Source organism: Nonomuraea sp. NPDC051298, from assembly GCF_055586305.1.
In genome coordinates this window covers 74723-89955 of the sequence record NZ_JBVJIM010000035.1, presented here as the reverse complement: position 1 = coordinate 89955, position 15233 = coordinate 74723, and the positions used below count along the sequence as shown (strand labels likewise).

12 protein-coding genes are annotated in these 15233 nt (G+C 72.0%); 5 read left to right on the top strand and 7 right to left on the bottom strand.

What is annotated here, in order from left to right; translation table 11 throughout:
* The coding region (locus tag ACZ6S0_RS48750; RefSeq protein ID WP_465927222.1) for a hypothetical protein at positions 1-219 on the bottom strand (219 nt) is incomplete at its 3' end.
* A gap of 174 nt (positions 220-393) precedes the next feature.
* On the opposite strand from ACZ6S0_RS48750, the gene ACZ6S0_RS48745 reads away from it, so the two are divergent.
* Positions 394-1155 (top strand): SDR family NAD(P)-dependent oxidoreductase, encoded by a 762-nt coding sequence (locus ACZ6S0_RS48745; protein WP_465927220.1) that lies wholly within the window; start codon positions 394-396, stop codon positions 1153-1155.
* On the opposite strand, the gene ACZ6S0_RS48740 is transcribed toward ACZ6S0_RS48745, so the two are convergent.
* A complete protein-coding gene (locus tag ACZ6S0_RS48740; protein WP_465927218.1) occupies positions 1145-1717 on the bottom strand; it encodes a TetR/AcrR family transcriptional regulator in 573 nt (190 codons plus the stop codon). The two genes, ACZ6S0_RS48745 and ACZ6S0_RS48740, sit on opposite strands and share 11 nt — an antisense overlap.
* Before the next feature lie 84 nt (positions 1718-1801).
* Between ACZ6S0_RS48740 and ACZ6S0_RS48735 the strand changes: the two genes are divergently transcribed.
* Positions 1802-3451 (top strand): NAD(P)/FAD-dependent oxidoreductase, encoded by a 1650-nt coding sequence (locus ACZ6S0_RS48735; protein ID WP_465927216.1) that lies wholly within the window; start codon positions 1802-1804, stop codon positions 3449-3451.
* Positions 3448-4944 carry an ATP-binding protein gene (locus ACZ6S0_RS48730; RefSeq protein WP_465927214.1) on the top strand — a complete coding sequence of 499 codons (1497 nt, stop codon included), beginning with the start codon at positions 3448-3450 and terminating at the stop codon, positions 4942-4944. Before ACZ6S0_RS48735 ends, ACZ6S0_RS48730 begins: the two co-directional genes overlap by 4 nt.
* Positions 4945-4981: 37 nt before the next feature.
* Here ACZ6S0_RS48730 and ACZ6S0_RS48725 read toward each other — a convergent pair whose 3' ends face one another.
* From ACZ6S0_RS48725 to ACZ6S0_RS48710, 4 genes are all read right to left on the bottom strand, one after another.
* The gene (locus ACZ6S0_RS48725; protein ID WP_465927212.1) at positions 4982-5878 is read right to left on the bottom strand and encodes an RNA polymerase sigma-70 factor; all 897 of its coding nucleotides are present in this window, start codon (positions 5876-5878) and stop codon (positions 4982-4984) included.
* A gap of 46 nt (positions 5879-5924) precedes the next feature.
* On the bottom strand, positions 5925-6767 hold the full coding sequence (locus tag ACZ6S0_RS48720) for an SDR family NAD(P)-dependent oxidoreductase (RefSeq protein WP_465927210.1): 843 nt from the start codon (positions 6765-6767) through the stop codon (positions 5925-5927).
* A gap of 161 nt (positions 6768-6928) precedes the next feature.
* Entirely contained in the window at positions 6929-8131 is a 1203-nt protein-coding gene (locus ACZ6S0_RS48715) for a hypothetical protein (protein WP_465927208.1), read from the bottom strand.
* An 8-nt stretch (positions 8132-8139) separates the two neighbouring features.
* The gene (locus tag ACZ6S0_RS48710; RefSeq protein WP_465927206.1) at positions 8140-11751 is read right to left on the bottom strand and encodes an outer membrane protein assembly factor BamB family protein; all 3612 of its coding nucleotides are present in this window, start codon (positions 11749-11751) and stop codon (positions 8140-8142) included.
* 193 nt (positions 11752-11944) lie between these two features.
* On the opposite strand from ACZ6S0_RS48710, the gene ACZ6S0_RS48705 reads away from it, so the two are divergent.
* Both ACZ6S0_RS48705 and ACZ6S0_RS48700 read left to right on the top strand, forming a co-directional pair.
* The gene (locus tag ACZ6S0_RS48705) at positions 11945-13000 is read left to right on the top strand and encodes an LLM class flavin-dependent oxidoreductase (RefSeq protein ID WP_465927204.1); all 1056 of its coding nucleotides are present in this window, start codon (positions 11945-11947) and stop codon (positions 12998-13000) included.
* Between the two features lie 87 nt (positions 13001-13087).
* Entirely contained in the window at positions 13088-14578 is a 1491-nt protein-coding gene (locus ACZ6S0_RS48700; protein WP_465927202.1) for an AMP-binding protein, read from the top strand.
* Here the strand turns inward: ACZ6S0_RS48700 and ACZ6S0_RS48695 are convergent.
* Positions 14563-15162, bottom strand: a complete 600-nt coding sequence (locus ACZ6S0_RS48695; RefSeq protein WP_465927200.1) for a TetR/AcrR family transcriptional regulator — start codon at positions 15160-15162, stop codon at positions 14563-14565. The genes ACZ6S0_RS48700 and ACZ6S0_RS48695 overlap by 16 nt on opposite strands.
* Positions 15163-15233 lie beyond the last annotated feature (71 nt).

The window sequence follows — 15233 nt, the reverse complement described above, 5'->3', positions numbered from 1 at the left end:
GTTGCACAGGCGCAGCGTGTCCGCCAGCGCCGCTTCCTGGGCGGGCGTGGGGAAAAGCCGCACCTGCACAACGAATTTCACGCTGCGAACTTTACCATTACTCGAACAAACGTGCGGCACCGTAAGCGATTCCTCCCGGACCTGAAGGACCGGGGTTCCTCGCCCGCTGCCGCTGAAAGGATTAAATTTCTCGCCACCTGGCCAGCTCATCATGCTCATCGCGGCATTTCCACCCATGAACGGCTACTTCCGGCCCGGTTTCCCGGGTGAACGACGGCTTCCCGTGGCTCCCCGTGGCTCCCCGTGCGCTGTGTCGTGGGCGTCCGCATCCGGACGCCCGCCCGCGTGCGCCTCGGCTGAGATCGGCCGGGCGCACGATCTATAGTCGCCCCTATGGATCTCGGCATCTCGGGCAAGGTCGCCCTCGTCACCGGTGGCAGCGCGGGCCTCGGGCTCGCCGCGGCAAGGAGCCTCGCGCGGGAGGGCTGCGACGTCTGCGTCTGCGCCCGCGACCCGGAGCGGCTCGCCGACGCGGTGGTGGAGCTGCAGGAGTTCGGCAAGGTCGTGCACGCGGTGCTGGCCGACGTGGAGGACCCCGACTCGGCCAGGCGCGTGGTCGAGGAGACGCGCGAGGTGCTGGGCCCGGTCGACATCCTGGTGGCCAACGCGGGCGGGCCGCCCCCTGGCCGGTTCGACGAGGTCGGGCTCGACGACTGGGACGTCGCCGTGCAGCGCAACCTGCTGGCCACCGTACGCCTGGCGCACGCGGTGCTGCCCGAGATGCGCTCGCGCGGCTGGGGCCGGATCGTCACGATCACCAGCAGGTCGGCCCGCGAGGCGCTCGACGGGCTGGTGCTGTCGAACGCGACGCGCTCGGCCGTGGCGGGCCTCGTGCGGACCCTGGCCAGGGAGGTCGGCCGCGACGGCGTACGCGTCAACAACGTGCTGCCCGGGCCGATCGAGACCGACCGGCTGCGCGACCTGTCGGGCGGAGAGGAGGCGATGCGGCGGCGCGGCGACGGCGTGCCGGTCGGCCGCATCGGGCGCCCCGAGGAGGTGGGCGACGTGGTGGCGTTCCTGGCCAGTGAGCGGGCGTCGTACGTGAACGGGGTCTCGCTGCTGGTGGACGGCGGGGAGTCGCGCGTCATCGCCTGATGAGCGTCGCCACGACCGTCCCTGCCCAGCTTTCGTCGTCGTCGGGGAGCGGCACGAAGCAGGCCAGGTTCGCCCGGTGGAAGCAGGCGCCCATCAGCAGCGAGGCGGCGGCGCCCGCGTCGATGGCGGGGTCGAGCCGGCCGCCGCGCTGCTCCGTGCGCAGGATCTCGGCCAGCGCCAGGATCGGCAGGTGCGGGCCCGCGCCCGCCTTGGCCAGCATGGCCCGGAACCCCGCGATGAGCGGCGGATCGCCCAGCACGCCGCCGCCGATGGCCGCGGTCCTGGCGTAGAAGCGCAGCGCCGCCAGCGCGAACGCGGTGAGGTTGGCCGCCACGTCGCCCCTCCCGACGCTCTGCCGCAGCTCCGCCAGGGCGGGGGCGAGCGCGGGCAGGCGTTCAAGGAGCACCGCGAGGAACAGCTCCTCCTTGCCGGCGAAGTGCTTGTAGATCAGCGCCTCGGAGCAGGCGGCCTGGACGGCGATCCGCCTCGTGGTGGCCCCGGCGATGCCGAACTCGTGAATCGCCTGCTCAGCGGCGTCGATGATGCGCTCGCGCGTGCCCATCCGCCCATGATATGAGCGTGTGCTCAGCATACCCGGGTACGTGACATCCTTCCTTTAAGGACTGGATTCGAAAGGGCGTTGGGTATGGACAAGCCGGTCATCGTGACGGTGGACGACGATCCAGGCGTCTCCCGGGCAGTCGCCCGCGACCTCAGACGCCGTTACGGGCACGAATACCGCATCGTGCGCGCGGAGACGGCGCTCTCCGGCATCGACGCGGTCAAGGAGATGCGGCTGCGGGGCGACGAGGTGGCGGCGATCCTCGCCGACTACCGGATGCCCCAGATGAACGGGGTGCAGTTCCTGGAGGCCGCCATGGACCTCTACCCCTACGCGCGCCGGGTGCTGCTGACGGCCTACGCCGACACCGACGCCGCCATCCAGGCGATCAACGTGGTCGACCTCGACCACTACCTGCTCAAGCCGTGGGACCCGCCGGAGGAGAAGTTCTACCCGGTGATCGACGGGCAGCTCGACGCCTGGATGCGCACCGACCGGATCGAGCAGGCCGAGCTGCGGGTGGTGGGCGACCGGTGGTCGGCGCAGTCGTACCAGGTGCGTGACTTCCTGGCGCGCAACCACGTCCCCTACCAGTGGATGCTGGCGGAGGACCCGGAGGGCGCGCAGTTGGTGAAGGCGGCCGGCGAGAGCTGCCACCTGCCGCTGGTGGTGACCGCCGACGGGGTCACGCTGGAGTCGCCCGACCAGGCGGCGCTGGCCACGGCGGTGGGGCTGTCCACGACGCCGGCCACCGACTTCTACGACCTGATCGTGGTGGGCGGGGGGCCCGCCGGGCTCGGGGCGGCCGTCTACGGGGCCTCTGAGGGGCTCAACACCGTGCTGGTGGAGGCGTACTCGTCGGGCGGGCAGGCGGGCCAGAGCTCCAGGATCGAGAACTACCTGGGCTTCCCCGACGGGGTCTCGGGGCAGCAGCTCGCCGACCGGGCGCGCAGGCAGGCGCTGAAGTTCGGGGCCGAGCTGCTGACCGCGCGCAAGGTCACCAACCTGGAGCCGCGCGGGCAGGCCAGGGTGATCGGGTTCAAGGACGGCGGGGAGATCGCGGCGCACGCGGTCATCCTGGCCACCGGCGTCACCTACCGGCGGCTGGAGGCCCCCGGGCTGGAGGACTTCGTGGGCCGGGGCGTCTACTACGGCGCCGCCGTGACCGAGGCGCCGGCCTGCGAGGGCACCGAGGTGTTCATCGTCGGGGCGGCCAACTCCGCAGGTCAGGCCGCCGTCTACCTGTCGGGATTCGCGAGCAAGGTCCATTTGTTGGTGAGGGGTGATGGTCTGGAGAAATCCATGTCTCACTACCTCATCGAGCAGATCGCCGCGATCCCCAACATCGAGGTGCACGTGCAGACCCAGGTGGTCGGCGGTGCGGGCGAGAGCCACCTCGAACGGCTGACGCTGTCCACGAAGGGCGATGAGCGCACGGTGGACGCGCAGTGGCTGTTCGTGTTCATCGGAGCCGAGCCGTACACGTCGTGGCTGGGCGAGACGATCGAGCGCGACCCGCGCGGGTTCGTGCTGACGGGGCCCGACCTGGTGCAGGGTGGGCAGCGGCCGCGCAACTGGCCGCTGCGGCGCGAGCCGTACTACCTGGAGACCAACGTGCCCGGGGTGCTGGCCGCCGGCGACGTACGCGCCGAGTCGATCAAGAGAGTGGCCTCCGCCGTCGGCGAGGGCGCGATGGCCGTCGCGCTCGTGCACCGCTACCTGGAGAAGCAATGACCGACCGACCGATCGCCCCCCAGCCCGACACCGACCAGCCCGACACCGACCAGCCGGGCGCCGGCGAGCTGGGCATCGACATCGACGAGCTGCGCAAGCTCTTCCTGTTCGAACGCCTGACCGACGGGCAGCTCACCAAGCTCGCCGCCAGCGGCCGGGTGCGCGCCTACGCCCAGGACGAGGACATCGTCCGCCAGGGCGACCCCGCCGACTGCTTCGCCGTGCTGATCGAGGGCGAGGTGCAGATGATCAACGAGACGGTCACCGCGGGCACCGTCGCGATGCCCCGGGTGTCGCAGCCCGGCGTCTACGGCGGCGCCACCTCGGCCTACCTCGGCGAGCGGGCCCCCCAGACCTACCAGCACACGCTGCGCGCCACCGCGCCGTCGCGGATCTTCCTGCTGCCGGCCAAGAAGTTCGCCTACATCGTGGCCGAGTGGTTCCCGATGGCGATGCACCTGCTCGACGGCATGCTGTCGGGCGGGCGGATGCAACGGGAGATCATCGACCGGCGGCAGCGGCTGACCGCGCTCGGCACGATCACGGCCGGGCTCACCCACGAGCTGAACAACCCGGCCGCGGCGGCCGTACGGGCGGTGAGCGAGCTGCGTACGCTGATCACGACCTCGCGCTTCCAGCTCGCCCAGCTCGCCCAGGACGGCATAGCGGCCGAGCGGCTGCGCGCGCTGATCGAGGCGCAGGAGGCGTGCACCGCCAACCTGGGCAAGCAGCCGCAGCGCTCGCCGCTGGAGATCTCCGACGCCGAGGACGAACTCGGCGAGGCGCTGGAGGAGCTGGGCGTGAGCGACGCGTGGGAGCTGGCCCCCGCGCTGGTCAACGCCGGTTTCACCACCGACTACCTGCAGAAGATCCGCACCAAGGTGGGCGACGAGCACACGCCAGGGGCGCTGCAGTGGCTGGCCCAGGCCATCGAGATCTCGCAGATGCTCGACGAGGTCACCGAGGCGACCGAGCGCATCACCACGCTGATCCGCTCGGCCAAGCAGTACTCCCAGATGGACCGGGCGCCGTTCCAGCAGGTGGACGTGCACGAGCTGCTCGACAGCACGATCGCGATCTTCCGCGGGAAGATCCCGCCGGGCATCAGCGTGGTGACCGACTACGACCGCACGCTGCCGGCCATCCCCTGCTACGCGGGCGAGCTGAACCAGGTGTGGACCAACCTGATCCACAACGCGCTCGACGCCATGGGCGAGGAGGGCACGCTGACGGTCCGTACGGCGCACGACGAGGACGAGGCCATCATCGAGGTCGGCGACACCGGCCCCGGCGTGCCCGACGCGATCAAAGACCGGATCTTCGAGCCGTTCTTCACCACGAAGAGCGTGGGCGAGGGCACGGGCCTCGGGCTCGACATCTCCTACCGGATCGTGGCCGGGCGGCACGGCGGCGAGCTGAAGGTCCGCTCGGTGCCCGGCGACACCTGGTTCGAGGTACGCCTCCCGCTGCGCGAGCCCGTCGCCACCCCCTGATGCCCTGCCCAGGGGCCCTGCCCAGGGGTTCGGCCGGTCATCGCAGGGTGAGCGGGGTCTCGGCCGCGATGCGGGTCAGCTTCTGCGGGTTGCGGACGTAGTACAGGCCGGTGATGCGGGCGTCCTCGACACTGATCGCCATGACGCCGTCGATCTCGCCGTCCACGCGGATGACGAGTGCCGGGCTGCCGTTGACCACGGTGAGGTCGGCGGTGAGCGTGACTCCGGCCTTCCCGATGCCGCCCGCGATGAAGCGGGCCACCTTGTCGGCGGTGCTGATGGGCCGCGGCGGGGTCTGCTTGACCCCGCCGCCGTCGCTCACCAGGACCACCTGCGGGGCGAGCACGTCGAGCAGCCCCCGCAGGTCCCCGGCTCCGAGCGCGCGCCGGAACGACTCCAGCACCGCCCGCGCCTCACCGGAGGAGACCACCTCGCGCGGGCGGCGGGCGTCGACGTGCCGGCGCGCGCGGTACGCGATCTGGCGGACGGCCGCGGGGCTCTTGCCGACGGTGGCCGCGATCTCGTCGTAGCCGACCTCGAAGACCTCGCGCAGCACGAAGACCACGCGCTCGGTCGGCGACAGCGTCTCCAGGACGAGCATGAGGGCCATCGACACGCTCTCGGCGAGTTCGACGTCCTCGGCCACGTCCGGGGCGGTGAGCAGCGGCTCGGGCAGCCAGGGGCCGACGTACGCCTCCTTGCGGCGCTTCAGGCTGCGCAGGCGGTTGAGCGACTGCCTGGTGGTGATCCGGACCAGGTAGGCGCGCTGGTCGTGCACCTGGTCCAGGTCGGTCCTGACCCAGCGCAGCCAGGTCTCCTGGAGGACGTCCTCCGCGTCGGCCGCCGATCCGAGCATCTCGTAGGCGACGGTGAAGAGCAGGCTGCGATGGGCGACGAAGGTCTCGGTCGCCGGGTCGGTGGCGTGGTCGCTCATCCCTCGGTCTCCTCCGCTGTGGCCGGTCCTGATCCTCCCGCGGCCGTCAGGCGTCGAGGCTGCCGTGGGCCCGCGCGGAGAGATCCTGCCAGTCGGCCCAGGTCTTGAGCCGGTCGGCGTACGCCTGCTGGATCATCGGGTAGAAGCCCTGGCCGAAGAGCACCCGCAGGGGCGGGTGGTCCGAGTCGACGAGCGTGAGGAGCGCCTGCGCCGCCGCGACCGGGTCACCCGAGGGCTGCTTTCCCGCGACCGCGCCGAGGTTCCGGCGCAGACCGTCGTACGCGGGGTCGGTCCGCGCCATGTGGCCGTTGGCGAGCGGATCGGGGTTCCTGCCGTCCTTGGTGGCGAAGCCGCCGGGCTCGATGACGGTCACCTTGACGCCGAAGTCGGCGACCTCGCCGGCGAGGGCCTCGTTCAGGCCCTCGAGGGCCCACTTGGAGGCGTGGTACGCGCCGCCGAGCGGCATGGCGATGACCCCGGCCGCCGAGGACAACTGGATGATGTGCCCCGAGCGCTGCTCGCGCAGGTGGGGCAGCGCCGCCTGGATCACCCACACCGCGCCGAACAGGTTGGTCTCCATCTGGTCGCGCAGCTCCCGCTCGGTCAGCTCCTCGATCGCGCCGATCTGGGCGTAGCCGGCGTTGTTCACGATGACGTCGAGACGGCCGAAGTGCTCCCTGGCCCGCCGCACGCTGTCGAAGACGGCGGCCTTGTCGGTCACGTCCAGCTCCAGCGGGAGCACCGCGTCGCCGTGGGCGGCGACCAGTTCGTCCAGGCTCGCGGTGCTCCGCGCGGTGGCGGCCACCCTGTCGCCGCGGGACAGGGCGGCCTCGACGAACTTCCGGCCGAGGCCACGGGACGAACCGGTGACGAACCAGACCTTGCTCATGATGACACTCCGTCTTCCTGCGGTGGCGGCGGTCCGGGGTCGGCCCGGCCTGCCGCTGTCTGCTGTTACACCCCCAAGACACCTGACCTGGTGACGACATAACACGCACCCGATGTGACCTGTGTCTCTCCCGCGCCGCACGGCACGATCACGGCCAGTGGTCATCCGGCCAGTTGGACCGCCGCCAGGGCGGCGGTGACCGCGCCGCCCGCCACCACCAGGAGTGCGGCGGCCAACGGGAGGCGGGAGAGCAGCCGATGGCCGCTCACCCTGCCCAGCAGGTCCCCGCCGCGCATGACGGCCAGGCCCACCGCGGCCAGGGTGACGGCCATCCCCACGCCGAACGCGGCCACCAGCAGCAGCGCCGTGGCCGCCCGGCCGGACAGCAGACCGGCCAGCAGCAGGAGGAACGCCGACGGCGAGGGCAGCAACCCGCCGGAGACGCCCAGCGTGAACAGGCCCCTCCACGTCAGCAGCGACCCCTCGTGCCCGTGCCCATGGCCGTGCCCGTGCCCGTGGCCGTGGGTCCGGGAGCGGAGGTGGCGGCGGAGGAGGGCGCAGCCCACCGCGAGGACGGCCAGGGCACTGGCCAGTTGCAGCCACTCGGTGACCACCCGGAGATCCGGCGCACTCTCCATGGCGGCCCACCAGATCAGCGCCAGCGCCCCCACCGACACCGTGTGCATCAGGGCCACGACGCCGCCGAGCCGTACCGCGTCGAGCGGCCGGGCCCGGCCGCCCAGGAGGTAGGCGGCGGTGAGGGTCTTGCCGTGGCCAGGCGCGCACGCGTGCCCCGCCCCCGCCAGCAGCGCCAGGAGGAGCGCCAGTGGCAGGAAGCGGTCGAGCAGGGCGGCCAGGTCGCCCGCGGCCTCACCGGTCCCACCAGCGGCACCGGCCCCGTCGGCGGCGGCTCCGGTGAGCCGGACGTCGTGGACCGGGGCGGCGGAGGTGTGCAGCGCGCCCGAGCCCGACGGGGTGACCGACACCGTACGGTAGGCGGCGTCGACGTCGTGCAGCAGCGACACGCGCAACGTCAGCAGGTCGGCGTCGTGGGCGCAGCGGAACCGGGCGACCACGCCGTCCGTACGGGCCGTGACCCCGGTGAGCGGGCAGCCCGCGCCGTCCTGGGAGACCGAAAGCCCGCGGCGTACGTAGTCCTCGATCGAGCCGCCGGCGGCCCGCCGCAGCGCGGCCACGTCGTCGGCGGCGGCCGACCACGTCACCTCGACGGCGGGTCCGCCGACGCTGACCTTCGCCACGGGCGGCGGGCCGAAGGGGTGTGCCCACCCCGGACCCGCCGCCCCCAGCAGGATCAGCGCCGCCACGCCCGCGACAGCGAGCAGGCGGGACAGAACCTTGGTCATTCAGACCGTCACCTGGCCGTCAGCGCGTGGATCGAGCCGTCGTCGGTCAGCGCGAACAGCAGGTTGCCGCTGACCGACAGGGCCGAGGCCACGCCGCCGCCCAGGTCGTATTGGGCCAGCAGCCTGCCGCTCGACCGTTCCAGCGCCACCACCCGGCCGTCCCAGGTGCCCGCGTACACCACGGTCCTGGTGACCAGCGGGTGCATCGCCGGGGATCCTGGGCCGTTGGCCTGGCAGGAGGTGCCCGCGCGCCAGGGGTCGTCCATCGGGCTCTCGCCCGGCAGGTAACCCGTCGGACGCTCCCACACGACCTTGCCCGAGGCCGTGTCGTAGGCGCGGATCACGCCGTCCTGGCCGCCGACGTAGGCGGTGGCGCCCCAGACGGCCGGGCTGGTCACCGGCGGCGGGCCGTACTCGCAGACCGAGGCGGTCCCGAGCGCGGCCTGCCAGGTGATCCTGCCGTCGGCGGCGTGCCCGCGCACACCACTGGCGGTCGCCGTCACCAGCCCCGAGTCGGTGAAGGCCGGGGAGGACTGCGAGTAGATGTCGCCGCCGGTGTCCACCGTCGACACCTGCGCGCAGGTGGTGAGGTCCATCGCGATCAGCGACTGGCTCGAACCCGAGTGCAGCCACGCGGTGGTCGAGCCCGGCCGCCTGATCGCCGTGCTGTGGAACTCGCCCCACGCGACCGGCGCGGTGAAGCCGCCGGGCAGCAGCTCACCGGTACGGGCGTCGCGGCAGCGCACCACGTCCCACTCCTGGTAGACCGCCACGGCGCGGCCCTGCGGCAGGTCGAAGACGCTGACGGGGCCGCCCGCCCTGCCGTACCTGCGTACGCTGGTGGGCTTGACCTCCTCGGCGTGGATCGCCTCCCAGGCCACCTTGCCGGTGTCCGCGTCGAGCGCGTAGACACGGCCGACCCCAGTGGTCAGGTAGACCTTGCCGTCGTGCACGGTGGGGAAGGACTCCGCGTCGCCGTCGAGGTAGGTCCGCCACACCTCACGCCCGGTACGCGCGTCGTAGGCGAGCATCATGCTGTACGGCGAGGCGAACGCCTGCGAGGCGACGATCACCTTGCCGTCGTGCACGGCGGCGCCGTTGAGATGGAACTGCTCGCCCGTGTTCGCGGCCCAGCGCAGGTCCAGGGCGCTGCCCGGGTCGTCGGCGGCCGCCGAGCGCCCGAGTTCGTCGCCGCCCTGGCGCGTCCAGTCCCCGCCCGGCGCCGGACTGGCGACGCGGGCGTCGGCCCGCACCTCGAAGGAGGTGCGCACCTGCGGGAACCGCTTGCCCTCGGTGTCGACGACCTGCAGCTCGGCCGTGTACCTGCCGGGGTGCAGGCCGGTGATGCGGTCGCTGACCCTGGTCCAGGAGACGTGCGCGGCCGGGCACGCCTCGCCCGGGTAGCAGTTGACGATCCCGCCTGGCCGGGTGCCGGCGCCGAAGCGCAGGCCCTTGCGCTGCTGGGCCACCTTGCCGTTCGAGGAGCGGATGGTGAGCGTGGCGGCGGCCGGGGTGCGGCCGTCGTCCTCCGCGTAGATCTCCAGCGGGACGCCCGCCTTGGCGCCGTGCAGGCTGCCCGACGCCGGGCTGACCAGAGAGACGTCGTCGTTGACGCCGAACTGGCGGCGCGTGGCGGTCACGTAGCCCTGGTCGGCGCCGGTGATGCCGCTGAAGTCGAGGATCTTGTAGTCGGGGCGGGCGGCGTCGATGCCGTACATGCCCATGTTGTTGACCTCGACCGAGCGCTTGAAGGCGCCCCTGCGGTACTCGGCCTGCTGGTTGTGCCCGGCCGCGAACATGCGCACGTCGTACTTGGCCAGCTCGTCCACGGTGGGCTGCATGCCCGCGCCCGGGCCCCAGCGGGTGAACAGCGACCGGTGCGCGAACACCAGCACCTGCTTGCCCACGGCGTGCCTGGCCAGGTCTTCGCGCAGCCAGGCGAGCTGGGCCGAGAGCCCGCGGGTGTCGTTGTCCTCCAGCACGACGACGTGGCGGCCGTTGCGGTCGAAGCTGTACCACTCCGGTCCGACGTTGCGCCGCCAGTACTCCACGGCGCCGGCGTACCCGCTGGAGGTCTCGGTGCCGCCCATGTCGTGGTTGCCGATCACCGGGTAGAAGGGGTGGCCCAGCCCGCCGTTCCGCAGCCCCTTCCGCAGCACGTCGTAGCCGCCCTGACGGCGGGCCACCTCGGCGTAGTCGGTGACGGTGAGGTCTCCGGTGGAGACGGTCAGCGTCGCGCCGTCGACCTCGGCCATCGCCTTGACCTGCCCGGTCCAGCGCGGCTCCGAGTCGGCGTACTCGGCGTCGGTGCGGTTGCCGACCTCGGGGTCGGAGACCATCAGCCAGGTCTCCTCCGGGTCGGCCGCCGCCCTGGTCGGCACGAGCGCGAAGTCCAGCTCGGCCGCGTCCTTCACCTCGTTGAAGAAGCGCGGGACGTAGTCGTCGCGCAGCACGGGCTGGTAGCCGTCGGGCGAGACGATCTGGACCAGGTCGGTCTCGCGCCGGTTGCGGTCGACCTGGAGGCTGTACGACCCGTCCGCGCCGGTGGTGGCCCAGACGGCGCCGTCGGTGACCGAGACGCCCTTCATGCCGCGTTCGCCCTGGTCGCGCCGGCCGTCGCCGTCGCGGTCCTCGTACACCACGCCCTTGACGGTCACCGGGTCCGCGCCCGCGCCCGTCAGGGTGATCGTGACGGGGGCGCTGAGCTGCTCGTATCCGTCGTTGTAGAGGAAGTACGCGGTCCACTCGCCCGCGCCGAGCGCGGAGGTGCTCAGGGTGACCTGGCCCGAGGACTCGGGGGCCCGTACCCAGACGCGGGAGTAGTCCACGCCCGGCTTCTCGCCGGCGGCGTAGATGCCGACCCAGTTCAGCGCGTTCGGCCGGTCGGTGCCGTAGGCGAAGGTGACCGGTTGACCGGCCCTGGGGTTGGCGGTGACGAGCGTCAGAGTGCCCGCCGCGCTCGGCGTGGCGCCGTCGGGGCCGGGCGTCGCGGCGAAGGCGGTCTGCGGCGCGAGCACGGCCAGGCCGACCGTCGCGGCGACCGCGACCTTCACCGATCCCTTGCCTGGGCTCCGGCGTACGACGCCTGGGGCCCGGCGTACGACGCCGATCGCCGCGAGCAGCAGGACGGCGAGGAGCGCCAGAAGCCACGGCAGGCCGGGCCACGCGGGAGCCTCGGGCGTGTGCGCGCCCCCGGCGTCGAGGACCGGAGCCTCCGCCGTGACGAGGGCGGCCATCCCGTCGAACTCCGCGATGACCTCCGTGAGGCCCGCCTCGCCCAGCAGCGGCGCGAGATCGATCGAATCCAGGGCACAGGACCAGGCCAGCTCGACGACCACGCCACCGGGAACACCGTTGCCGTCCCCGGCGACACCGTGCGCGCTGACCGGGCACGGCCCCTGCAGCAACCCGGCCGCCCAAGCCCCGGCCCGCTCCGGGCTCACCACGTCCTGATGGACGATGAGCCGCCCGCTCGCGATCCCCTGGTTCGACGCCACGACCAACTCGGCGTGCTCCCGGGTCAGGTGCGCGGAGGCCGGACCTGTACACAGAGTGATACCTGCGATGACCCCCAGGAACAGCACAAACGCCTTCCACGGGGGTGGTAATTGCCTAGACATGTAGGGCAGGCTAGGCGCGCCGCCATACCGGCATAAGGGTGCTTATTCAGACATACTGAACAATTCACCCGCAGCCTGCCCGCCGTTCATGGCCAGCTTTCCTCGCCCGCCCGCCCGGACGGAGCCGGGGCCGCGAGGGCTGTGATACGCTCCCAAGCGAGCGCTTGGTTCACCGTTGAGGGGCGGCCGCCGCATGAAGTTCTCGACCTTCCACCTCTTCCACCGCTTCGACGGCCAGAGCTTCAAGGACGTCTACGACTACCACCTGGAGCTCGTCGAGCTGGCCGAGGAGCTGGGGTTCGACGGGGTGCGGCTGGCCGAGCACCACTTCCGCGACTACGGCGTGGTGCCCAACCTGTTCACCGTGCTCGCCCACGCCGCCGCCCGCACCGAGCGCATCCGCCTGGGCACCGGCATCGTCGTGCTCCCCCTGCACAACCCCGTCCACGTGGCCGAGGAGGCCGCGCAGGTCGACGTGCTGTCCGGCGGGCGGCTGGACCTGGGGATCGGCAGGGGATACCAGAGCTTCGAGTTCGAGGGGTTCGGGATCGACCTGGCGGAGGCGCGTGACCGGTTCAACGAGGCGCTGGAGGTGATCCTCGGGCTCTGGACGCGGGAGGCGTACCAGCACGAGGGGAAGTTCTACCGGACCGGCTCCGAGGTCTCGCTCGTGCCCAGGCCACTCCAGACCCCGCACCCGCCGCTGCACGTCGCGGCCGTCTCACCGGAGACCGTCACCATGTACGCCGAGCGCGGCCTGCCCGTCCTGGCCGACCCGGCGGCCACGTTCCGCAAGGTCGTCAAGGCGGCCGAGACATGGCGGGAGACGGCCGCGCGGGCCGGGCACCCGCCGGGCGCCGAGCTGGTGGTGGCCCGCAGCGTGTACGTCGCCCCCACCCTCGAACAGGCCCGCGCCGACCAGGCCAGGTTCGAGGCGTCGTTCGACCGTTCGCGCATCTTCAACGAGCGCAGCGCCCCCATCGACCCCAAGACCGGCCGGGCCGCGCAGGGCTTCGAGTTCTACCAGGACCGCTACCTCAAGGGCGGCGCCGTCTCCCCCGACTTCCGGTGGGAGCAACTGGAGGTCATCGGCGACCCGGCGCGGGCGATCGAGCAGATCTCGGTGCTCAGGGACGCGGGGTTCACCAACCTCCTGTGCGACTTCGGCAGCACCCGCCCGATGCCGCTGGAGGACATGAAGCAGGTCATGCGCTTCTTCGCCGCCGAGGTCATGCCCGCCTTCCGCTGACGCCCCCGCCGAGGCCGCGACCGGCGCCTCCCGGCACCCGGCCGAGGCCGCGACCGCCGTCCACCGACACCCCCGCCGGAGGCTTCGATGATCCACAGCCTTTCCCTGTCAGACGTCCTCGCCGACCACGCCCGCAGCCGTCCGCGGGTGACGGCGGTGGTGGACGGCGACCTCCGGCTCACGTACCCGGAGCTGGACGACCGCGTGAGCAGGCTCGCCGCCGCGCTGGCCGGGCTGGGGGTGTCCGGCGGCGACCGGGTGGTGTGGCTGGGCAGGAACGCGTACGCGGTGCTGGAGCTGCTGCTGGCCTGCTCCCGCCTGGGCGCGGTCTGCTGCCCGGCCAACTGGCGGCAGTCGCGGGACGAACTGCGCTTCGTGCTCACCGACCTGACCCCGGCGGCCGTCGTCTGGGAGCCCTCCGAGGCCGTCGAGGCCCTGCGGGATCACGGGACGACGTGGATACGGGCGGGCGAGGAGTACGAGCGGCTGATCTCCGGCGCCGTCCCCCGGGACTTCCCCCAGGCCGACGACGCCGAGCCGGTCCTGGCCCTCTACACCGCCGCCTTCGGCGGACGCCCGAGCGCCGCCCTGCTCAGCAGTGCCGCCCTGGTCGCGCACGCCACGTCCCTGCTGGTCGTACGGCAGATGGAGCCCGGCTTCACCTTCCTCAACAACGGCCCGCTCTTCCACGTCGGGACCATGATGTTCTGCCTGGCCACCTTCCAGATCGGCGGCACGAACGTCTTCACCCCCGCCTTCGACCCCGGGGAGGTCTGCCGGCTGATCGACGCCGAGCGGGTGACGCAGGCGTTCCTGTTCGGGCAGATGATCGACGCGGTGGCCGAGGCGAACACCGACGGCAAGTACGACCTGTCGTCGCTGAGGTTCGTCTCCCACTCCGCCGAGTGGGACGACATGATCACCGTGGACGACTCCCCCTGGTGCCGGAGCAAGATGGGCGGCTACGGGCAGACCGAGGTGGGCGGCATGCTCACGTTCCTCGGGCTGGCGGAGGGCGGGGCGGGGTTCGCGGGGCGGCCGTCGCCGCTCGTGCAGGTGCGGATCCTCGGGCCGGACGGCGGCGAGGTCCCGGTGGGCGAGGTCGGGGAGATCTGCGCCCGCGGCAAGACCCTCTTTTCCGGATATTTCGCCCGACCCGACTTAAATGCTGAAAAAACAAGGCACGGCTGGCACCACACTGGCGACCTCGGCCGCCGCGAACCCGACGGGACCATCACCTTCGTCGGCCCCAAGCTCCGCATGATCAAGTCGGGCGCCGAGAACATCTACCCCGCCGAGGTCGAACGCGTGCTCAAGGCCCATCCCGCCGTCGCCGACGCCGCCGTCATCGGCGTGCCCGACCCCGACTGGCACCAGGCGGTCAAGGCCGTCGTGGTGCTCGACGCCGGCGCCACGGCCACGCCTGACGACCTGGTGGAGCACGTCAGGACGGCGCTGGCGGCGTACAAGAGGCCCCGGCACGTGGTGTTCGCCGACACGATCCCCAAGCGTGGCTTCACCCCCGACTACGACGCCCTGGACGCGGCGCACGGCGGCGGCAACTACCCGGGCTCCTGACGCAGGGGCAGCCCCGCCTCCAGGTGCGCCAGCGCCCGGTCCAGCTCGGCGGGCGCGTCGAGGTCCGGGTCCTTCACCCAGTCGAGCCAGACTCCCATGATCACCCCGATGATCGCACCGGTGACGTTGCGGATCTCCGGGTCGCCTGGGTCGCGCCCTTCGCGGGCGGCGAGCATCTCGTTGAGGCTCCTGAGCACGCCGGTGATGTTGTCGAGGCTCGCCGCCCACAGCTCGGGCGCGGTGAGCATGAGCCGCTCGCGCTCCAGGCTGTCGAGGCGTTCCTCCGGCGTCTGGGCCTCGATCACCGCGCGCATGGCCATCCGCACGGCCGGGATCGGCGGCACCTCGGGCGGCAGCTCCCGCAACGCCTCCACGAACGGCGGGAACTGGTCGACCATCACCAGGTCCTCCTTGGTCGCGAAGTAGCGGAAGACGGTGCTGGGCGCCACCTCCGCGGCCTCCGCGATCTGCTCGACCGTCGTCGCGGCGTAGCCCTGCTCGCGGAACAGCCGCAGCGCCTCCTTCTGGATCGACGCCCGCGTCTTGGCCTTCTTGCGCTCGCGCAGCCCCGGTCGGTCGTTCATGTCTCCGCATTCTCGGGCGTGCCGCGGCCCGCGTCCACACGAGAGATCATAATTTTTTGCTATACAACTCT

Coding starts and splice junctions, on each gene's coding strand:
- ACZ6S0_RS48710 (WP_465927206.1), bottom strand. CDS start 11,751: ATGTCTAGGCAATTACCACCCCCGTGGAAGGCGTTTGTGCTGTTCCTG.
- ACZ6S0_RS48740 (WP_465927218.1), bottom strand. CDS start 1,717: ATGGGCACGCGCGAGCGCATCATCGACGCCGCTGAGCAGGCGATTCAC.
- ACZ6S0_RS48715 (WP_465927208.1), bottom strand. CDS start 8,131: ATGACCAAGGTTCTGTCCCGCCTGCTCGCTGTCGCGGGCGTGGCGGCG.
- ACZ6S0_RS48705 (WP_465927204.1), top strand. CDS start 11,945: ATGAAGTTCTCGACCTTCCACCTCTTCCACCGCTTCGACGGCCAGAGC.
- ACZ6S0_RS48735 (WP_465927216.1), top strand. CDS start 1,802: ATGGACAAGCCGGTCATCGTGACGGTGGACGACGATCCAGGCGTCTCC.
- ACZ6S0_RS48730 (WP_465927214.1), top strand. CDS start 3,448: ATGACCGACCGACCGATCGCCCCCCAGCCCGACACCGACCAGCCCGAC.
- ACZ6S0_RS48695 (WP_465927200.1), bottom strand. CDS start 15,162: ATGAACGACCGACCGGGGCTGCGCGAGCGCAAGAAGGCCAAGACGCGG.
- ACZ6S0_RS48745 (WP_465927220.1), top strand. CDS start 394: ATGGATCTCGGCATCTCGGGCAAGGTCGCCCTCGTCACCGGTGGCAGC.
- ACZ6S0_RS48725 (WP_465927212.1), bottom strand. CDS start 5,878: ATGAGCGACCACGCCACCGACCCGGCGACCGAGACCTTCGTCGCCCAT.
- ACZ6S0_RS48700 (WP_465927202.1), top strand. CDS start 13,088: ATGATCCACAGCCTTTCCCTGTCAGACGTCCTCGCCGACCACGCCCGC.
- ACZ6S0_RS48720 (WP_465927210.1), bottom strand. CDS start 6,767: ATGAGCAAGGTCTGGTTCGTCACCGGTTCGTCCCGTGGCCTCGGCCGG.